Consider the following 18572-nt stretch of genomic DNA (forward strand, 5'->3'; position numbering starts at 1 on the left):
GCGGGCTGCGGGTGGGCATAGTCTGTGGCGATTGGATCGGAGGAAGCACCGTGAAGACCGTCCCGCCCGTGCACCGCATTGCTCTTTTGTTCAACGGCAACAAGATTTACGACCGTGGCATCATCAGCGGGATTGGTAACTACTTGAGCAGCACCCGGGCGTCATGGGACCTGTTTCTTGAAGAGGACTTTCTCTGCCGGCTCAAAGGCATCGAGCGCTGGCACGGTGACGGCATCATCGCGGATTTCGACGACCCGACCATGGGCGAGGCGCTGGCGGCGATTGATTTGCCAGTGGTGGCGGTGGGCGGCTCGTACGAGGATGAGGGCGCTTACCCGCGCAATATTCCTTACGTGGCCACCGACAATTTCGCACTGATCAAACTGGCCTATGAACACTTGATCGACGCCGGTCTGACACGCTTTGCCTGTTTCAGTTTGCCCCACGCGCAGATTAATCGCTGGGCCCAAGAGCGGGAAAAAGCCTTTCGCCGACTGCTCCAGCGCGATGGCGTAACGGTGGAGATCTACCGGGGCCTGGAAACCAGCGCGCCGCTCTGGGACAGCGCCGTGGAACAGCAAATCGCCTGGCTACACAGCCTGCCCAAACCCATCGGCATCATCGCGGTCAGCGACGCGCGTGCCCGACAATTGCTGCAAGCCTGCCTGACCGCCGGCATTGCGGTGCCAGAACAGGTGGCGTTGATTGGCATCGACAACGACCCGCTGACCCGAACCCTGACCCGGGTGCCACTTAGCTCGGTAATCCAGGGCACTGAAAGCATGGGGCGCACCGCCGCGCGGTTGTTGCATCAGATGCTGCACGGCATGCCATCGACCGGCAGCCAGATTCTGGTGCCACCCGAAGCAATCAACGTGCAGACCTCAAGCCTGCACCAGCCATTGGGTGATACCTACGTCATGCAAGGCCTGCATTTTATTCGTCAGTACGCATGCCAAGGGATCAAAACGGCACAGGTAGCGAACTACGTCGGCGTCTCGCGCTCGTCCTTGGAAGCTCACTTTCGCAGCGAATTGGGCCGCAGCGTCCATGACGAAATCCTCCGATTCAGGCTGACAGCGGCTGCGACCCGTTTGGACAACACCACCGTCGGCATCGCCGACATCGCCCGTGACTGCGGCTTCAAATCAGCGCAATACCTGCACACCGTGTTCAAACGCGAATTCGGTTGCACACCCCGTGAATATCAGGGTAAAGGTGTGGACGTAAGCCGCCATGCGAACAATTGACCTGTGGGAGCCAACGTGTTGGCGAAGGGTATGCCAGGTAAACCGCTTCGCCAACACGTTGGCTCCTACAGAAATCGGTACATTAGGCCCGCGATCGATCAAGCCGGTCGGCCAGCGTGCGCCATGCGCAGATGCCCAGAAAATACGCCGACATCAACAGCCACAGGCCCATCACCATGGGATTGATGTCGGGATGGTTGACCACCAGCGACAGACTGCACAGCAGCCAAACGGACGTAACCGCAATGTTGATCGGCATGAACTGACGGACGCGGAAGGGGTGAAGAAACTTTATCCGGGTCACGGTCAGCAGTGAAAAGCCGACAACAGTGACCAGCGTTAACCAAGACGGCGGGGAGATGATGTAAATGCACAGCGCAACGACGTTCCACGCGGCCGGAAAACCCTGGAAATAGTTGTCCTTGCTCTTCATGTTCACGTTGCAAAAGCAGAACAGCGACGAGACCAGAATCAAAGACACCGTCAGCAGCAGCGTGTAAGCCGGCAACGGAATATAGCGATAGATGAACAGCGCCGGGATGAATACATAGGTCAAGTAGTCGATAACCAAGTCCAGAATCGACCCGTCGAAATTGGGCAATACCGATGAAACATTGACCTTGCGTGCCAGCGCTCCGTCCAGTCCATCCACGATCAGAGCAACCCCCAACCACAGTAGGCAGGCTTTGGGCTGACCGTCGAATAACGCAATCGTCGCCAAAAACGCCGTGACTACGCCCGTCGCGGTAAAACCATGGGCGCCCCATGCTTTGAGCCTGGCAATGCTTAAACTAGATATCACCGCATCGCTCTCCAGAAAGTTAAGCATGCAAGTTACCACCGTCTAAAGGAAACCGGAAAAACTTGCCAAGTGGCAACTATCGACCGAGTGGCCAACCCGAAGGTTCATCGAATCATGGGTGCGAGTTGACGGCGGGTAAGCACGCCGAACGAAGGTTTGCGGGCCATCAGGGCTTGCCAAATGGCCTCGACGTGGTGAAGATCCCGGCTCTTATCTGAGTAACGAGAAGTCCATGAGCGCAGAAGTGAGTGAGGAAGAGATGCGCGAAGCGCTATTCGGCCCTTCGAACACGCCTGATCCCGAGCCGCCAGCGGTGATACCCGAGCCGGAAATTGTCATAAAACCCAAGCCTAGCCCGAAAGCCCGTTCGGTTTCAAAACCGCTTTCGCCCAAGCTTAGGGTGACGTTGCACGTCACGAATGAGTTCGAAGGCGAGGAAGAAGTGTTTATTTATGATGCGAACACTTTGAGCACTTTCGTCGCCGAGCAAGAAGCGAAGAATGAAGCGAAAAAGAAGAAGTTCAAGTATTTCGAAGTGATTTCGGTCAAGCCTATCGTTTAACCGCACAGGATTACCGGCGCTTGATGCGCAGAATTTCGCAGACTGTTGGAATGATTTGAACAGTGGCGTGTCGACTCTTTACCGCCAGATTTTAGTGCGAATGTCTCTTTCACCCCATGACTGACTGGCCTTAATCCGTAGGTTAATCATGGCGTGATTGCAGGATCAATTTTGCCTCAATCATCAGGGTCGACCATGCGCCTTATTTGGATAGCAACGTGCTGGGCAATTGTTGTTTTCGGGGGGCAGGCGAGCGGGGCGCAGAAAGATCCCAGCACGGAAGTCGCGGTGGTCAAAGCGCAGGTCCTTGAGCAGAAAGCGGCCGACAAGGAAAGCATTGCGCCTTTGCCTCAGGCCGCGACCATCACCAAATCTGAAATTCAGGCGGTTGACCCCGCAGGCGCAGCGCCGGTGGACGATGCGATCACGTGCTTGTCTCGGACGATTTACTGGGAAGCCAAGGGCGGAACATCGACTGACATGGAAGATGTCGCCAATGTGATCTTGAATCGGATCGGCCACGACGGCTTTCCGGGTACGATTTGTGAAGTGGTCAAGCAAGGGGCTGAAAAGAAGGTATGTCAGTTCTCATGGTGGTGTGACGGGCGTTCCGATCAGGTAGACGAGGACGACCGTTACACGGCTGCCAAGGAAATAGCGCGCAAAGCCCTCAACCAACAACTCAAGGATCGAACCGGTGGCGCCATGTATTTTCACGACAAAAAAGTGAACCCCAGTTGGGCAAAGGAATACATCAAGACCACTGAGACCGACACGTTCCTGTTCTACAAACCTCACGACGGCAAGGCGAAGTAAGGTTTACAGCGGGTCAGGTGAACCCATTCCTTTTTCTTGAAGAAGGCGCAACGTCTGTTTATCAGCGAGCGCTTTCATCAGGATCGCGGCATCAGCAGCGTGGCTGGAGTCGTTGGCGATACCGGCGGCATAACGGGTGTAGCTCTGTATTGCCTTCGGCAACGGCCCGACGTACTGGATGTTTTTAACTGCGAACAGCTCGCTGATTTGATGGATCGCCAAGGTTGCTTTGCCATCCACCAGCGTGGTGCCCACTAAACCGCCGTTGACCAGTACTGCTTTGTTCGCGATGTCATCCGCAATCCCCAGTCGGCTAAACAGCGCAGAAAGATAAACTCCCGATGAACCCCCTGATGAAGGACTGATATACGCCACCCGTTGCTGCGAGAGCAGGGTGTTTTTGAACCGGTCTACAGTTGATATATCGGGTTTCGGCGCGCCTAAGGGCACGGCGACCCCAATGCCCACCTTGGCCACGTTTCTAACTGAGCCCTGCGCCAGTTTGCCGGAGCGTTCTAATGTCGACGCCAGGGTGTCCGTCAGGATCGCTACGTCGAAGGACTCTCCCGCGTCGATCCGTTTGCTCAACTCGCCAGCCGTTGCGTTGGAAATAATCAGGTTGATATGGGCTGATGTTTTGAGCCTCGGCGCCATCGCTACAAGGATTGGCTTGAACGCGCCTGCGGTCAGGACGTTCAAATCTCCAGCCTGCGCGTTGCTGAAAGCGGCTGACGTTATCAGCATGAACAGAAGCGTTAATCTCATTTTCCGCACCGTATCGGTTGGTCTTAAGGTGTCTGTTTGAGGATGCGCTCAACGTTAAACGGTCTACAGGGGGAATTCCATGACGCACCCGACTGTTTTCACCCGACGGAAAATACTGACACTGGCTGCCGGTGCTTCTGCGGTTTTAATCTTCGATTCGTCCCCCCGCCGCGCTACATGGCCGAAAACGCCGGTGCTGACCGAGGCGCAGCGGCAACAGTTGATTGAGTGGGTGGCTTGAGTAAGCAACTCATGCGGTGTGTCAAATACAAAGGCCTCTCGAATGAATTCGGTCTCACACAGGCTGTGTGAAAACTACTGCGCTCGGCATTACTGCGTTAAAAACAGGCGTTTTCACACGGCCTGCACAGATAATCCGAGATTCCGTGTGGGTTCTATAGGCGCTGCCGAAGGCTGCGAGGTCGGCACGGCTCTGGGGTTTCGTTGACACGGTTGATAGCGAGCAGCCGTGGATACTGTGGGAGCAGGCTTGCCTGCGAAGGGGCCGTGTAATCGCGCCGCTGATGTCGAGCTGAAACCTGGGTCGCTTGCAATGATGTTTTCGTTGGCAAGCCAATCTCCCACAGAGACATCGGCAGACACGAAGTAGTAGGCACTGAAAATCGGATCGCAGCCTTAGCGCCTACAGAAATTTATGTGTCGCCAGAATCCGTAGGACCGAATTCATTCGTATCGGGGGGAATGCGACGCGGTGTTTCCGTCATACCGTAGCCCGACTTACTTCACTCAACCCCACCGAACTCCAGGCGGCTTCAGCGAGTTCTTCCCGGTAGGTCATGGGGCTGTGTTTCACGCGTCCGGACAGCCAGGCCCGGCAGTAATTTTCGGCCTGACCAATGATCAAAGACGGCACCAACTCCATGGGCAGTGCTTTTAGTTCGCGACTGTGGAGAGGGTCTTTTAACCAAACGGACAGTTTTGAATGACGCGACTTATTGGCCAGCACCAGTTGCTCATTGAAAGGACCTTTGGTCACCGCATGCCGCGCGTGGTACTGAAACCTTGCCCAGTCGGGTTGGCTTTCCACCCAGTCGACGTAGCTGTAGACCAGCGCGTGCACCCATTCCCTAGAGGTTGTAGCTTCGGCCAGAAAGCTGTCACGCAAGCGCGTCTGGTCCTCAATGGCGGTAAGAAACAGCGCGGCGACTACCCCATCTTTGTTGCCAAAGTGATGATAAATTGCGCCGACGCTGGTCTCGCACGCGACCCGAAGGGTGTCGATGGTCGTGGCCTCTATCCCGTGCTCATTGAACAGTGACAGGGCTGTTTTAAGAATCGAGCGTTTCAGCTCGGCTCTTCTGCCGGGATAGCAGCGGTCGAGCAAGTCTAGGGTTTCCATGCTGTTTGCCAGGCCAAAGGTTGCGATAGTAAGGCAGATCACGGCAGCGGGGGAATGCGCCGGATTGACAGGTGTGGAGTTTACGGAATATTGTTCCTTTACGGAATAATATTCTGTAATTATTCCACTCCCACATCGAGGTGCGCTATGAGCCAAACCCTTAGTCTTTACAACAGCGTCGGCCCTGCTGCATTCAGCAACATGGCCTGCACAATGGCCCCCTATTTCAGCTCCATTACCCCCGAAATCACCGAGCTCCGGCCGGGTTATTCGGTGGTGACAGCGCCGTTCCGCAAGGAAATTACCAACCATTTGGGCACGGTGCATGCGATAGCACTGTGCAACGCCGCCGAGCTGGCCGGCGGCACGATGACCGACGTATCGATCCCGGAAGGCGCACGCTGGATTCCCAAGGGCATGACCGTCGAATACCTGGCGAAAGCCAAAACCAACATTCGCGCCGTAGCGGACGGCAGTGCCATCGACTGGGCGACAGCAGGGGACAAAATCGTTCCCGTGGACATCTTCGATGAGGACGGGGTCAAAGTGTTTACGGCGAAAATCACCATGAACGTGAAATTCGGGTGATCCCACAGTATCTGCGCCCTATCACCGACATGTTTCTGGCCGATCGCTTGTAAGCTTTGAAGTCTATGAACACCCGCAACTTGAGAGCAGGGTGCTTGTCCGGGGGCCACATGATCTTGAAGGTGCCGGATGCAGAACAGCCGGGAAGGATTCGGACCCGCTTGCCGCAGTCCAACCCTTCGCGGCTTCGAGAGTGTTGCAGACCATGGAGATCGGCAGTTGCAGATCAATCTCCTGCTGATCATTGCGCAGCGGCCAGACCTGTAACTTACGGGTGTTGGGGAAGCGAAATTGGATGCAGGCATGCTGCAACAGCCGTGGCAGAACTTTTGAAAAAACAGGATGGCATATGTCTACCACCGAAAAAGCACTGATATTCCAGCGTTGTCACAGACGGAACCAGCCGTTAATTGTTCCCAATCCTTGGGATGCAGGCAGCGCTAAGGTACTGGCGGCGCTTGGGTTTGAAGCGTTGGCCACCACCAGCGCAGGCTTGGCCTTCAGCTTGGGGAAAAGAGATGCTGAAGGAGCTCTATCGCGTGATGAGGTGCTTGAGAATGCACGGTGCATAGTTGAAGCAACTGATTTGCCGGTAAGCGCAGACCTGGAAAATGGATTTGGGGACTCGCCCGAAGAGGTGGCTTACACCATCCATGCCGCTGCGAAAGTCGGGCTTGTTGGGGGTTCAATCGAAGATGCAACCGGTCAGTTGAACCGTCCCCTCTATGATTTCAATCATGCCGTAGAGCGCGTTGCCGCGGGCGTCGAGGCAGCACGAAGTCTTCCGTTTCCTTTCGTCTTCGTGGCGCGCGCCGAAAATTACATCTGTGGTCGGCCTGACCTGGACGATACGCTTCGCCGGCTAATCGCATTTCAAGAGGCGGGTGCCGATGTTTTGTTCGCACCTGGGTTACCTGATTTGGAAACCATTCGACTTGTCTGCGATGCGTTGGAAAAACCCGTCAATGTGGTGATGGGGTTGAGCGGTTGTGCATTTACTGTCGATGAACTCGCTCACGCTGGGGTCCAGAGAATAAGTCTTGGCAGCTCGCTCGCAAGGGCTGCGCTGGGGGCGTTTATCCGCGCCGCCGAAGAGGTAAAAAACAACGGCACGTTTAGTTTTGCAGACAGCGCTATAAGCTTTGCTGACGCGAACCGGTTAATGACTCGCCGCTGATATAACCTGCAGTCAGGGATCTTGATTCAGGCAATACCGGAGGTCCGATAAACCAGGCTGCTTTCTTTACCCGGAACGTCGTCTAACGTTCCGTACAACTGCATGCCACTTTTTTGGAGAACATGTATCGACGCCAGATTGCTAGGCCTGACTAAGCCAAACACATACTCGCCGGGGTGGATGAGGGCGGCTTGCTGCAGGGCTGTCAGCGCAATCTCGGTTGCGAACCCTTTGCCCCACGCCTCAAAAGCTAATCGGTACCCTACATTCAGCCTGGTTGTTTCGTTGTAGGGATGAAAGGTAAGCCCTCCAAACCCCAGCGGCACGTCCGGTTCGTCCCTAGAAAGAATCGCCCACTGCCCAAACCCATGTTCATCCCAATGACCAATCAGCTTACTCAGTGCCTGGTAGGCGGCCGCTTCATCCAGGATCGGGCCGGCGGGGTTGAATTGTTGGGTCCTGGGGTCACCAAATATCGTGAAGAACGTCTTTAAATCGCTGATTTCCGGGCGCCGAAAGATGAGCCTTTTAGAGATTGTTAGTTCAGTCATTTCGAATCCTTTGCTTTCCGATCTCGGCCATTAGCGTTTTACGGTGTTTTTTATACTGCGACCATGTGTTTGGCTTCCTCAAAACACCAATAAGCAGTTGCTCTGAACCTGCACACACTCACTGGGTCGGAAAAATAAGCACGCCTGCCGGAAGCGTCTTAGCAGTGAATCGACGTTTTTGATGGGCGAAATGTCCGCTTATCGAATCGGAGAGTTACCCATGAAATCGTACCCACGGCCGCCATTTGCCGATCAACATCAGAGCGTTCCAGGTGATCAACAACGGATGAACCCAGTGCCTGACTGTGGCGAAGAGAGCTACAAAGGTTCAGGGCGTTTGGCCAACAAAGTTGCGCTGATCACCGGCGCAGACAGCGGTATTGGTCGGGCGGTGGCGATCGCGTTTGCCCGTGAAGGCGCAGACATTGCCCTTTCTTATCTGGATGAACACGAAGACGCCCAAGCCACTGCGCAACTGATCGAACAGGCGGGCCGTCAATGCTTGCTGATGCCCGGCGACCTTGCTCAACGCTCGCAGTGCCTGAGCATTGTCGATCAGACGGTGGAACGTTTCGGGCGTATCGACATTTTGGTCAATAACGCCGCCTTTCAAATGACCTATCAAAGCCTCGAAGAGATTCCGGACGAGGAGTGGGTGCGGACCTTTGATGTGAACATCACCGCCATGTTTCGCATCACTCAGGCGGCGCTTAAATACATGGACAAGGGCAGCTCGATCATCAACACCAGCTCGGTCAATTCCGACATGCCGAAGCCAACCTTACTCGCCTATGCTGCGACCAAAGGCGCCATCGCCAATTTCAGCGCCGGGCTCGCCGAGTTGTTGGGCCAGAGAGGCATTCGGGTCAACAGTGTGGCGCCGGGCCCGATTTGGACGCCGCTGATTGTCTCGACCATGACCTCCGAGGACATCACTTCGTTCGGATCGCAGACGCCGTTGGGTCGGCCTGGCCAACCCGCAGAGCTGGCGCCGCTTTACGTGTTACTGGCGTCAGACGAATCCAGCTACATCTCTGGATCGAGGATCGGTGTTACGGGCGGTAAACCCATTCTTTGACGCCGCGATGGCCGTCGGTTTAAAGAGTAAGCGCGCACCTAGCTTTGCAGCGGGTCGCGCTTTTCAAGGGTAAGGGAAATACGTTTTCCCGGTTTTGAGGCGATTTTGCTGGCTTGCCCATCCCTTTGCTTGCCGGTACGGGCCTCGCTGATCAGCGCGGGAATCAACATGCCTTCAGGTAAGTTCTTCCAGAAGCGCGCAGGCAGGTGCCCTTGCATGACTTTGGGGTTCAAGCGCGCCGGGTTGAAAATGTGGCTGTAATACGTCAGCCATAAATCGCCGCACGGGTCGTCAATGTTTTGCGCCAAATGCTGCCAGTTGAGGGGGCAGTGGCGGTGATGAATCAACTGCTGGCCGTCGTAATAAACCCCGTCCTGCGGCGTGGCTATCATCCAGCGCTGTTGCCCCATGCGACCGATGAAGTGGGCGCTGGCGCTGTGCAAAATATCGTGCGCCGGTTCGTGCCAGGCAACGTACTGAGGCAGTTCGGCGGATTGGATAGGTTTGTCGGTCGCGGGGTGTTTGTCGTCCGGAATCTGATATGGCACCGCGACAAAACGCACAAACGCGTGCAGATGATGCGCTTCTCGCTCCACTGTTTTGATCCGGCGGTGCAACTCGCTGCCCAGCTTGTCGCCGGCCAGCATGGCGGTGCGGTCACCATGACTGACCCGCCATAACACTTCATACAGCAAACTCCAGCGCTGATCACCACGGTAGCGCGCGGCGTTTTCCAGGAGGGCCAGCAACGTCAGGGGAATACGCGCCTGGAACGGTCCTTGGTGCTCGGAAATCGGTTCGTCGGTGGCAAACAGGTCGGCCGCGCTGTGCCGCGACCAGCTCACGCGGGCGGGGTCGATCTGATGGCTGAGTAGCCAACGGGCTTGCTGTCGCCAGGTGCTGAACAGATCGTCGCAATCGAGGCTGATCATCCCCATAAGCCCATTTGTTGCGGTTGTGGCCGATCCTGCAATTGCTGACGCAACGACTGGCTGCTGCTGTCTGCTTGCCGAGGGTGGTAATCGCAAGTAATGAAGAATGGCTTGGCTTTGGCTAACACACAGCGCAAGCGGGTCAGGTCTTCGTAACGAATGCGCCGTTGGCGACGCAGTTCTACCAAGCGTTTGGTGGTGCGGATGCCGATGCCAGGGATCCGCGCGATCAATGCGGGTTCGGCGCGGTTCAAGTCCAACGGAAAGACCTCGCGGTTCGCCAGTGCCCAAGCCAGTTTCGGGTCGATGTCCAGCGCCAGATCGCCGGGGCCTTGAAACAGTTCGCCGGCAGTGAAACCGTAAGCACGCAGCAGAAAGTCAGCTTGATATAAGCGGTGTTCGCGCATCAGCGGCGGGGCGGCCAAGGGCACGCTTTTTGGGCTGCTGGGTATCGGGCTGAAGGCTGAGTAATAGACGCGACGCAAGCGGAAATGACCGTACAGCGATTCAGCAGTGTGCAGGATGGTGCTGTCGTCGGTGTCATCGGCGCCGACTATCATCTGCGTGCTTTGCCCGGCGGGAGCGAAACGTGGCGCGCGCGGTTCGTTACGCATGGTTTGTTCGCCGGTGTAGATCGTCTGCATGGCACGTTTGATCGACGCGACGTCTTTTTCCGGCGCAAGGGTCTTGAGGCCGAGGTCAGTGGGTAACTCAATGTTGACGCTTAGCCGGTCTGCGTAGCGCCCGGCTTCTTCGATCAATAATGGGTCGGCGTCGGGGATGGTCTTTAGATGAATGTAGCCGCGAAATTCGTGTTCTTCGCGCAGGAGTTTTGCGACCCGAATCAGCTGTTCCATGGTGTAGTCCGCTGAACGAATGATCCCGGAGCTCAGGAACAAACCGCTCACGCAATTGCGCCGATAAAAGTCCAGGGTCAACGTCACCACCTCCTCCGGCGTAAAGCGCGCGCGGGGCACGTCGCTGGAGCGGCGGTTGACGCAGTATTGGCAGTCGTACAAGCAGAAGTTGGTCAGCAGGATTTTCAGCAGTGAGACGCAGCGGCCATCGGGCGTGTAGCTGTGGCAAATGCCCATGCCATCGGTGGCCCCAAGCCCGGTCTTACCTTGCGAACTGCGCTTGGGCGCGCCGCTGCTGGCGCAAGAAGCGTCGTACTTGGCAGCGTCAGCAAGGATGCTCAGCTTTTCGATGAGTTGCATGGTCGGCTCTTATACTGGTTTTATGTACAGTACAAGGTCCCGAGGGATCGCTCAAGGGCCTGAGGATACCGATGGTCTGGAGTGCCGATTTCATTGATGCAGTTGATCGCACGCAGCCGCAGATAGTGTGGGAGCAGGCTTGCCTGCGAAGAGGCCAATGCCCCCCCGCTGATTTTGAGCAGAAACCTGGGTCGCAGGCACTGATGCTTTCGTTGGCAAGCCATCTCTCACAGAACTTGAGCAGATCCAGAATAGTAGGCACCGAACGCCTATCGCAGCCTTCGGCAGCGCCTACACAAATCAATAACGATGACTTAGGTGCCGGAGTGGCAGCTGTGGAAAATGTCCAGCGCGGGTTTATAAACGCCGGTCTGTACGCCGAACATACCCAGTACCGAATGGAACATGTTGTCGTGGCTCAAGTCCGTATTGTCACGCTTGGCGGCCAGGCATTTGCGGTCGACGGCGGCGTCGCTGAGGGTGCTGTTGCCGAACCACATGACCATCGGGATGTGGGTTTGCGCGACCGGGGCGATGGCGTAAGGGGCGGCGTGCAGGTAAACGCCGTTCTCGCCCAGGGATTCGCCGTGGTCCGACACGTAGATCATTGAGGTGTCGTATTTGTCCTGATTTTTGCCCAGCAAATCGACCACTTTGGCGAGGAAGTGGTCGGTGTAAAGGATGGTGTTGTCGTAGACATTGATCAGCTCGTCCGAGCTGCAACTGCCCAACTGGTTGGTGTGGCAAACCGGGGTGAAGCGCTCAAGGCTTTTCGGGTAGCGCTCGTAATATTCCGGGCCATGACTGCCGTCGGCATGGAGCACGATGATTGCGTTGCCCTTGAGGCTGTCAATGTAGTCTTGAAGTCCGACCAGCAGGGATTCATCCAGGCAGGTGTTACCGTCGCAAAACGGGCTGGGCTGATTCTTTGGAATGTCCTTGTGCGGCACGCGCAGGCAAGTGCCTTTGCAGTCGCTGTTGTTGTCCAGCCACAAGACTTGCACGCCTGCACGTTGCAGGATATCGAGCATTCCTTCGTAGGTTTTACCCTTTTTATCGCTGTAATCAGTGCGCGGGAACATCGAGAACATGCACGGCACCGACACCGCGGTCGAGGTGCCGCACGAGCTGACTTGGGTGAAGTTGAGAATGTCGAGCTTCGACAGTTCTGGATTGGTGTCGCGTGGATAGCCATTGAGCGAAAAGTGGTCGGCGCGGGCGGTTTCACCGACAACGAAAATCATCAGGCTCTTTTTGCTACGTTGCTGGGCGGCGGTGCTTAAGGTCGCGTCTTCACCCACGGTCTGGATTTTTAAATTTTGTTTGATTGCAAAGCGGTCTTTGGTCAACTTGCCAACCGCGTACACGTAGTTAGTCGGGTTGATGAAGTGGGTCAGTTCGTCTTGTTTACGGAAGATCGGTGCGTAGGTGGAATAGAACGCGCCCACCGAGACTGCGATTATGATCACGCAACCGATCATGGCGAGAATCTTGTTCAGCAGCCCTGGCAGCACTTTGCGGTAAACGACCGGTGCCCGCCAGATCACGATAATCGGCAGCAGCCCGAGCACGGCCAGGTACACGAACAGCTTGGCGCTCACCAGCGCAGTGGCTTCGGCGGGGTTGGTTTCCACGACGTTTTGGATCATCACCGTGTCGATGGAGATGCCGTAGTCGTTCATGAAATAAGCCGCAGACGCCGAGCAGAGGGCGATCAGGCTCAATATCGGTTTGAGCGTCGGTTTGAACGAGAACGGTAGTAATAGGAGGGTGAAGGCGGCCCACAGAAAAAATCCGAACGACAGCTCGAACAGCAGCGCCTTGAGGCCCTGCAACTGGGTAAGGCTGATCAACGCCTTCCAGGTGGCAAGGTTGTAAAACACCACCAGCGCCAACGAAAACAGGATGACTAACCGTGTAGAACTGACGCGCTTGAGCATGAACCCACCGAGGTCGACAAAAAGAGTGGCGCGATTCTCGCAGCTCCTTTCGTTTTGTTCACGGTGCTTTTTCAAGAACGGTACAGAAAAGCGGTTCAGCTTTTTTTAGGTGCCGAACGTCCTGCACGGCCAATCCCTGTGCAAACACTCGTTACATCGGTGGCGTAATACCGTTTTCTCCAGCTGAAACCGACAACGCGGTCATGCTGTTATCGGCCGCCTTTTGCGCGAACAAAACGATTTTGACGCCGGGTTTGAGCAAGCTACGGTCGCCGGGCACCAGGTTGACGATAGGGACGTCATCCGGTACGACCACGGTCTTTTCACCGCCTTTGTATTTCACGGTCATGGTGCGGCCGTTGCTGGTGACCAAATCACCGACGCTGCCATTGGTCATGGTGCTGTCTTTGGTCAGATCAAAAGCGCGGTGCCCGTCCCCGGTACCTGCCATTGATGGCGGGAAAACGTGTACTTCGAGGGCTTTCAAGGTTCCATCCGGCAACGGGACCGCGGCGGTGCCCACGTAGCTGCCGGGTTTAATGTCGGATATTTTCGCCAAGGTCACGCCGCGTACTTGGGTGTCTTTGGTCAAGTTGATGACTAAGTCTTCACCACGGGTGGTGTGGACTTTCATGGCGTCACCGTCGAGCGCTGTGATCGCACCACGTACGCCGATTCGTGGCGCCGGCACCGCATCTTGAGCCTGTACGAAGCCTGCGGTCATGAGCGTTGCCGCGACAATTGTCGAGGCCAATACGCGGTTGCGCAGGCGCGTGCCGAAAATGAAATTCATGTCGGTAATTTCCTTTGCTGGGACTAGGATTTTTCTTGAGGCCTGAGCTTATACCGATTATTGGAGGCGGGCGTTTTTTGCAGGGGCTGAACTCATCGGTGCTGAGGGGACTCACAATCCGTGTGTCCGCCAATGCATAAACTTTTACTATTAAAGGGTAGGAGCGCGCTCCCACAGCTATGCAAGCGCGGAACTTTCTACACGCGTGGATTTTTAAATTCCTGCGGGGCATCGTATGACAGCAGCCAATCAGCAGTCGCGCATTTACCAAACCGATCTGCCTGCGCGTTTGGATCGATTGCCGTGGGGGCGGTTTCATACCTTGCTGGTAATAGCTCTGGGCATCACTTGGCTGTTGGACGGCTTGGAAGTGACATTAGCGGGCTCGGTGTCAGGGGCCTTGAAAAACAGCCGGTTGTTGCATTTGTCCAACAGCGATATTGGCTTGGCCGGCGGGGCGTATCTGACCGGCGCGGTGGTGGGGGCGCTGTTCTTCGGATGGTTAACCGACCGTTTAGGGCGTCGAAAACTATTTTTCATCACGCTGTTCATTTACGTCAGTGCAACCGCCGCCACGGCGTTTTCCTTCAGCCTGTGGAGCTTCGTGCTGTTCCGCTTTCTGACCGGGATGGGCATCGGTGGCGAGTACACGGCGATCAATTCAACGATTCAGGAATTCACCCCAGCGAGGTTCCGCGGCTGGGTTGATTTGACCATCAACGGCACCTTCTGGCTGGGTGCTGCGCTGGGCGCGGGTGGCTCCATCGTCTTGCTCAATCCGAATATCGTCGGTGGCGATCTTGGCTGGCGTTTGTGCTTTGGGATCGGTGCGTTACTGGGGCTGGTGATATTGCTCATGCGCTTGTGGGTGCCCGAGAGCCCTCGGTGGTTGCTGATCCACAATCAGCCGGAGGAAGCGAAAAGGATTGTCGAAACCATCGAAGCGCGCTTTCGCGAACAAGGGCGCGAGTTGCAACCGTCTACGGCGCCGCCGTTGCGCTTGCTGTCCCGTGATCACACGCCGTTGCGGGAAGTCTTCGAGACGTTGTTCGTGACCTATCGTCGTCGCGCCCTGGTGGGACTGACGTTGCTCAGTGCCCAGGCGTTCTTTTATAACGCGATCTTCTTCACCTATGCGTTGGTGCTCACCGACTTTTACGACGTGCCCTATGAGCGTATCGGTTGGTATGTACTGCCATTGGCGTTGGGCAATTTCTGTGGTCCGTTGCTGTTGGGACGCTTATTCGATGTGATCGGTCGCCGGGTGATGATCAGCCTGACGTATGGGGTGTCAGGGGTGCTGCTGGCCATCAGTGGCTATCTGTTTCAGCAGGGCTTGTTCACGGTCACGCAGCAGGCCGTGGCCTGGATGGTCATTTTCTTTTTCGCCTCGGCAGCGGCCAGTTCTGCGTACCTGACCATCGCAGAAACCTTCCCGCTGGAAATCCGGGCGTTGGCCATCGCTGTGTTCTACGCGTTTGGCACCGGGTTGGGAGGTATTGTCGGGCCGACGTTGTTTGGCCATCTGATCGAAACCCATAACCGCAGCAATGTGCTCATCGGTTATCTGATCGGCGCCGGGTTGATGCTGCTGGCCGCCATTGTTCAGGCGCTGTGGGGCGTTGCAGCGGAGCGCCAGTCGTTGGAGTCAGTGGCTCGGCCGCTTTCCCAGGCGCACGACGGTAACGTCTGAACGCGCATTCAGGACGCTTTCATCAACGCTGAACAGGCGGTTTTATAGGCTTCGTGCTGGTACTTGTTCAATGACGCAGCCAGTGTGAAGTCGTGCTTCTTGTGCTGGGCACTGACTGTCTGCGGCGACACCAAGGTCACGCTGCACTGGTTGAGCAATTGCAGAACGCCTTCGATTTTGAACGTGGTGGGCCCGCCCGCGAATTCACCTTTTTTGCTGCGCTTCTTGATTGCCAGATGCTCGATGCCATTGTCACGGACGAAGGCCTCGATAAGCGCCGCGAACGCTTTGACGTTCGATGACTCGTCATCGTCCTCAAGGGCAATTTTTTTGATGGGCAACGGCAGGTGTTCGAGGGTGTGGTCGCGCAGTGTAGCGACAGCGAAAATGGCTTCGCTGCCCTTGATTTCGATACCGCAGATTTTCATGTGAGAGCCGTATAAAAGAGAAGGTCGCTATTTTCTTCTCTTTTGCCTGCGATGGCTAACTGATAAACATCCCACGTGCCATGCCGGACGCGGCGACCAGGATGACAATGATCAGCCCTACCTGAATGTGGCTGATCCTTGAGTAGAGCAGGGCACGATGGGTGTCGATGGGTGCGCCCACCTTGAACGCGTTACGCCATTTAATCAGCGTCACCATCGGTGCGATTTCCAGCAGGATGATTGCGACAAACGCGGCCATCTTCAGATGAAACAGCGGTTGATGAAGATAATAGAACGTGCCTTTTTCAAATCCTCCGAACGCGCGCATAGCCCCGGTTACAAGTAGTACGGCGGCAGCAATGCCCCAGAAGTTATCGGCGACGAAGACGTCCCGAAGTTTGGAAGGGTTGGTTCTGTTCAACCGCCGTAGAGACCGCCCACGACTCAACACTGCCCCGAGTGCAACCCCATATGCCAAGAGATGCAATGTTGCCAGGAACCATTTGAAGTACATGGTTTTTCATCTCCATTCATTAACGAAAAGCACATCACCCACCGACTGGCGGATAACTGAGTATTAGCTCACCGTGTGAGTTTTGCCTGAGTCAGGTCTCACAAAGCGTTAATTTTTCGACACAGTTGGATGACTAATCAAACCGTTTGAAAGTTCATCCGATGCGTAAGCACCGTCAGGGCCGATCAAGTACAGAGGCCCAATAAGGCCTAGGACGGTGCGCGGAACGCATCGCCCAGGGCTTATAAAGCAGGGCTTGTCAGGTGGTCAGGCAACTATTCCTTGGCCTGGATCCCGATCTGCTGCATGGTCATGTTTTTCTCGTTCTTGTACAGCACTGCAACCTGTGGAGCCGGGCCGCTTTTACCGGTTTCCATCCAATTGCGCAGGCGGCCTGCATCGGCGAAGTGCGTGTATTTGCCGAAGGCGTCCAGAATCACTACCGATACCTGCCGGTTAGCCATGGTGGTCAGCAGCACCAAGCAGTGACCGGCCTGATTGGTGAATCCGGTTTTGGTGAGTTTGATGTCCCAGTTGGATTTTTTGATCAGGTGATCGGTGTTGTTGAATACCAAGCTGTAGGTCGGTTTGTGAAAGGTGACGGTTTTATCGGGGGTGGTGCTCAGTTCGCTCAACATCGGGTATTGGCGCGCCGCGAGTGCCAGCTTGCTCAGGTCGCGGGCGGTGGAAACGTTGTAGACCGACAAGCCGGTAGGCTCTACATATACCGTGTGCTTCATGCCCAGCGATTTGGCTTTGGCGTTCATCGCGATGATAAAAGCGCTATAGCCGCCCGGGTAGCTGTGGGCCAGGCTCGCGGCGGCACGGTTTTCAGACGACATCAGGGCAATCTGCAGCATGGTTTTGCGATCTAGCTCGCTGCCGATTTTGACGCGGGAAAACACACCTTTCATTTCCTTGGTGTCGACAATGGACACCGGAATCATTTCATTCATTGGCAGCTTGGCATCAAGCACTACTATTGCCGTCATCAACTTGGTAACTGAAGCGATGGGTACGACGACATCTGGATTGTTGGCAAACAGCACGTTGTTGGTTTTCAGGTCAACCACCATGGCGCTGCCGGAGGCCAGGTGAAGTTGTGAAGGGTCGCGATTAAACGGAGCGGGTTCGTTTGCTGAAGCACTGTCGGTCAGTGCGGCGCCTGTACATACAAATAATAGGCTCAGAAGGGAATGACGAATTTTCACGAGCGAGGCTCACTAATAATGGATATGCCGTTTAGCACGGGGTTTTCTATGAAATCTGTTGCAGTTTATTAGCAGCTCCTTGCGCTGTCGATATGTGTTGTGAGTTGAATCATGGTTAAACGCAGCTATGCGCTTTTATGGACGAAAAAGCCACAATTGCCGAGCAGATCAGCAATATCCGTGGTGTCTGAAGAGCGCAGCGATTAGCATCCTTCGCCATTGATACCAACACGCTCTCAACAATTGAGGAGTCAAACAATGCCCAAGGGTTTTATCAGCAAGGATTACGTCGTACTGGTGACCGTTGCGGTTCTGGTTGCGGTGCTTTTACTTGGGATTGGCGCGTTTCAGAAGCCCGCAGACTGGGCTGGCTGGATTCAGGCCATCGGTTTAATCGTCGGTTTGATGATGGCGATCTCAATCCCGGCGATTCAGAAAAAGCAGCATGCGGGCACCCAGCACACCCAACTACGTGAGCGGGAAATAGGCTTTTCACGCCGAATGCAGTACCTGTGTGCCGAGTTGACCGAGTTACTGACAAAGATCAATGCCAATCTGGTCCACCTGCGTGCTACGGATCGGCACCGCTTGCAACACAACCTTCAAGACTATCTGCATCGTTTGTTTGAATCTCACAAGCAAGACTTGAACGATGATCGCGTTGTAATTGCCCATGAACTGCGGCAAGTGGTGAACGAACTGGTCGATGAACTTGAAAGCGGTCGATCGGACCGCGGCGTGTTGATGAACCTGGACAAGCGTTTGCAGAAGCTGGTGCACAAGACTCAAGTCAACGCGACGATGGCTGAGCGTCTCTGATCCCACGTGCTTTCTGCGGCGCAAAAAAAACCCGCATCAGGGATGCGGGTAAGGGATGTGCGGAGCAACGCACGAT

General features: G+C 55.5%; 20 protein-coding genes. 9 read left to right on the forward strand and 11 right to left on the reverse strand.

The genetic code is table 11. From position 1 onward, the window contains the following. Positions 1-50 precede the first annotated feature (50 nt). Positions 51-1250, forward strand: coding sequence for a XylR family transcriptional regulator (locus RHM59_RS02250; RefSeq protein ID WP_322285865.1), 1200 nt, complete (start codon positions 51-53; stop codon positions 1248-1250). Between the two features lie 82 nt (positions 1251-1332). Here RHM59_RS02250 and pcsA read toward each other — a convergent pair whose 3' ends face one another. Further along, positions 1333-2052 carry a phosphatidylcholine synthase gene (gene pcsA, locus RHM59_RS02255; protein WP_322171001.1) on the reverse strand — a complete coding sequence of 240 codons (720 nt, stop codon included), beginning with the start codon at positions 2050-2052 and terminating at the stop codon, positions 1333-1335. Positions 2053-2284: 232 nt separating this feature from the next. On the opposite strand from pcsA, the gene RHM59_RS02260 reads away from it, so the two are divergent. Next, entirely contained in the window at positions 2285-2614 is a 330-nt protein-coding gene (locus RHM59_RS02260; RefSeq protein ID WP_322285866.1) for a hypothetical protein, read from the forward strand. Between the two features lie 195 nt (positions 2615-2809). After that, positions 2810-3430, forward strand: a complete 621-nt coding sequence (locus tag RHM59_RS02265; protein WP_322164873.1) for a cell wall hydrolase — start codon at positions 2810-2812, stop codon at positions 3428-3430. Positions 3431-3433: 3 nt separating this feature from the next. Here the strand turns inward: RHM59_RS02265 and RHM59_RS02270 are convergent, their stop codons facing one another. Then, the gene (locus RHM59_RS02270; protein ID WP_322285867.1) at positions 3434-4195 is read right to left on the reverse strand and encodes a substrate-binding domain-containing protein; all 762 of its coding nucleotides are present in this window, start codon (positions 4193-4195) and stop codon (positions 3434-3436) included. Positions 4196-4274: 79 nt separating this feature from the next. On the opposite strand from RHM59_RS02270, the gene RHM59_RS02275 reads away from it, so the two are divergent. Beyond that, complete coding sequence (locus RHM59_RS02275) at positions 4275-4436, forward strand: hypothetical protein (RefSeq protein ID WP_322164871.1); 162 nt, start codon at positions 4275-4277, stop codon at positions 4434-4436. A 480-nt stretch (positions 4437-4916) separates the two neighbouring features. Here the strand turns inward: RHM59_RS02275 and RHM59_RS02280 are convergent, their stop codons facing one another. Continuing rightward, entirely contained in the window at positions 4917-5555 is a 639-nt protein-coding gene (locus RHM59_RS02280) for a TetR/AcrR family transcriptional regulator (RefSeq protein WP_322164870.1), read from the reverse strand. 147 nt (positions 5556-5702) lie between these two features. Here RHM59_RS02280 and RHM59_RS02285 point away from each other — a divergent pair, with 147 nt between their 5' ends. Together RHM59_RS02285 and RHM59_RS02290 are read left to right on the forward strand one after the other, a co-directional pair. Continuing rightward, positions 5703-6143, forward strand: coding sequence for a hotdog fold domain-containing protein (locus RHM59_RS02285; RefSeq protein ID WP_322164869.1), 441 nt, complete (start codon positions 5703-5705; stop codon positions 6141-6143). A 349-nt stretch (positions 6144-6492) separates the two neighbouring features. After that, on the forward strand, positions 6493-7320 hold the full coding sequence (locus RHM59_RS02290; protein WP_322285868.1) for an isocitrate lyase/phosphoenolpyruvate mutase family protein: 828 nt from the start codon (positions 6493-6495) through the stop codon (positions 7318-7320). 26 nt (positions 7321-7346) lie between these two features. Here the strand turns inward: RHM59_RS02290 and RHM59_RS02295 are convergent, their stop codons facing one another. After that, positions 7347-7871, reverse strand: a complete 525-nt coding sequence (locus RHM59_RS02295) for a GNAT family N-acetyltransferase (protein ID WP_322285869.1) — start codon at positions 7869-7871, stop codon at positions 7347-7349. A 220-nt stretch (positions 7872-8091) separates the two neighbouring features. Between RHM59_RS02295 and RHM59_RS02300 the strand changes: the two genes are divergently transcribed. Next, positions 8092-8949 (forward strand): SDR family oxidoreductase, encoded by an 858-nt coding sequence (locus RHM59_RS02300; protein ID WP_322164866.1) that lies wholly within the window; start codon positions 8092-8094, stop codon positions 8947-8949. A gap of 38 nt (positions 8950-8987) precedes the next feature. Here RHM59_RS02300 and RHM59_RS02305 read toward each other — a convergent pair whose 3' ends face one another. From RHM59_RS02305 to RHM59_RS02320, 4 genes are all read right to left on the reverse strand, one after another. After that, positions 8988-9881, reverse strand: coding sequence for a TIGR03915 family putative DNA repair protein (locus RHM59_RS02305; protein ID WP_322285870.1), 894 nt, complete (start codon positions 9879-9881; stop codon positions 8988-8990). Next, positions 9878-11098, reverse strand: a complete 1221-nt coding sequence (locus RHM59_RS02310; RefSeq protein WP_322285871.1) for a putative DNA modification/repair radical SAM protein — start codon at positions 11096-11098, stop codon at positions 9878-9880. The genes RHM59_RS02305 and RHM59_RS02310 overlap by 4 nt, the downstream gene beginning before the upstream one ends. A 314-nt stretch (positions 11099-11412) precedes the next feature. After that, positions 11413-13038, reverse strand: coding sequence for a phosphoethanolamine--lipid A transferase (locus tag RHM59_RS02315; RefSeq protein ID WP_322285872.1), 1626 nt, complete (start codon positions 13036-13038; stop codon positions 11413-11415). A 151-nt stretch (positions 13039-13189) separates the two neighbouring features. Next, the gene (locus tag RHM59_RS02320; RefSeq protein ID WP_416195046.1) at positions 13190-13831 is read right to left on the reverse strand and encodes a DUF5666 domain-containing protein; all 642 of its coding nucleotides are present in this window, start codon (positions 13829-13831) and stop codon (positions 13190-13192) included. A gap of 235 nt (positions 13832-14066) precedes the next feature. Here RHM59_RS02320 and RHM59_RS02325 point away from each other — a divergent pair, with 235 nt between their 5' ends. After that, entirely contained in the window at positions 14067-15524 is a 1458-nt protein-coding gene (locus RHM59_RS02325) for an MFS transporter (protein WP_322285873.1), read from the forward strand. An 8-nt stretch (positions 15525-15532) separates the two neighbouring features. Here the strand turns inward: RHM59_RS02325 and RHM59_RS02330 are convergent, their stop codons facing one another. From RHM59_RS02330 to pbpG, 3 genes are all read right to left on the reverse strand, one after another. Continuing rightward, positions 15533-15952, reverse strand: coding sequence for a DUF3010 family protein (locus RHM59_RS02330; RefSeq protein WP_322164861.1), 420 nt, complete (start codon positions 15950-15952; stop codon positions 15533-15535). 55 nt (positions 15953-16007) lie between these two features. Continuing rightward, positions 16008-16466, reverse strand: a complete 459-nt coding sequence (locus RHM59_RS02335; protein ID WP_322164860.1) for a DUF2214 family protein — start codon at positions 16464-16466, stop codon at positions 16008-16010. Positions 16467-16741: 275 nt separating this feature from the next. Then, positions 16742-17677 (reverse strand): D-alanyl-D-alanine endopeptidase, encoded by a 936-nt coding sequence (gene pbpG / locus RHM59_RS02340; RefSeq protein ID WP_322183821.1) that lies wholly within the window; start codon positions 17675-17677, stop codon positions 16742-16744. Positions 17678-17935: 258 nt separating this feature from the next. Here pbpG and RHM59_RS02345 point away from each other — a divergent pair, with 258 nt between their 5' ends. Continuing rightward, on the forward strand, positions 17936-18496 hold the full coding sequence (locus RHM59_RS02345; RefSeq protein WP_322164858.1) for a hypothetical protein: 561 nt from the start codon (positions 17936-17938) through the stop codon (positions 18494-18496). The last annotated feature ends 76 nt before the right edge of the window (positions 18497-18572 follow it).

Origin of the sequence: Pseudomonas sp. MH10 (assembly GCF_034353045.1) — a bacterium.
Classification (GTDB): Bacteria; Pseudomonadota; Gammaproteobacteria; order Pseudomonadales; family Pseudomonadaceae; genus Aquipseudomonas.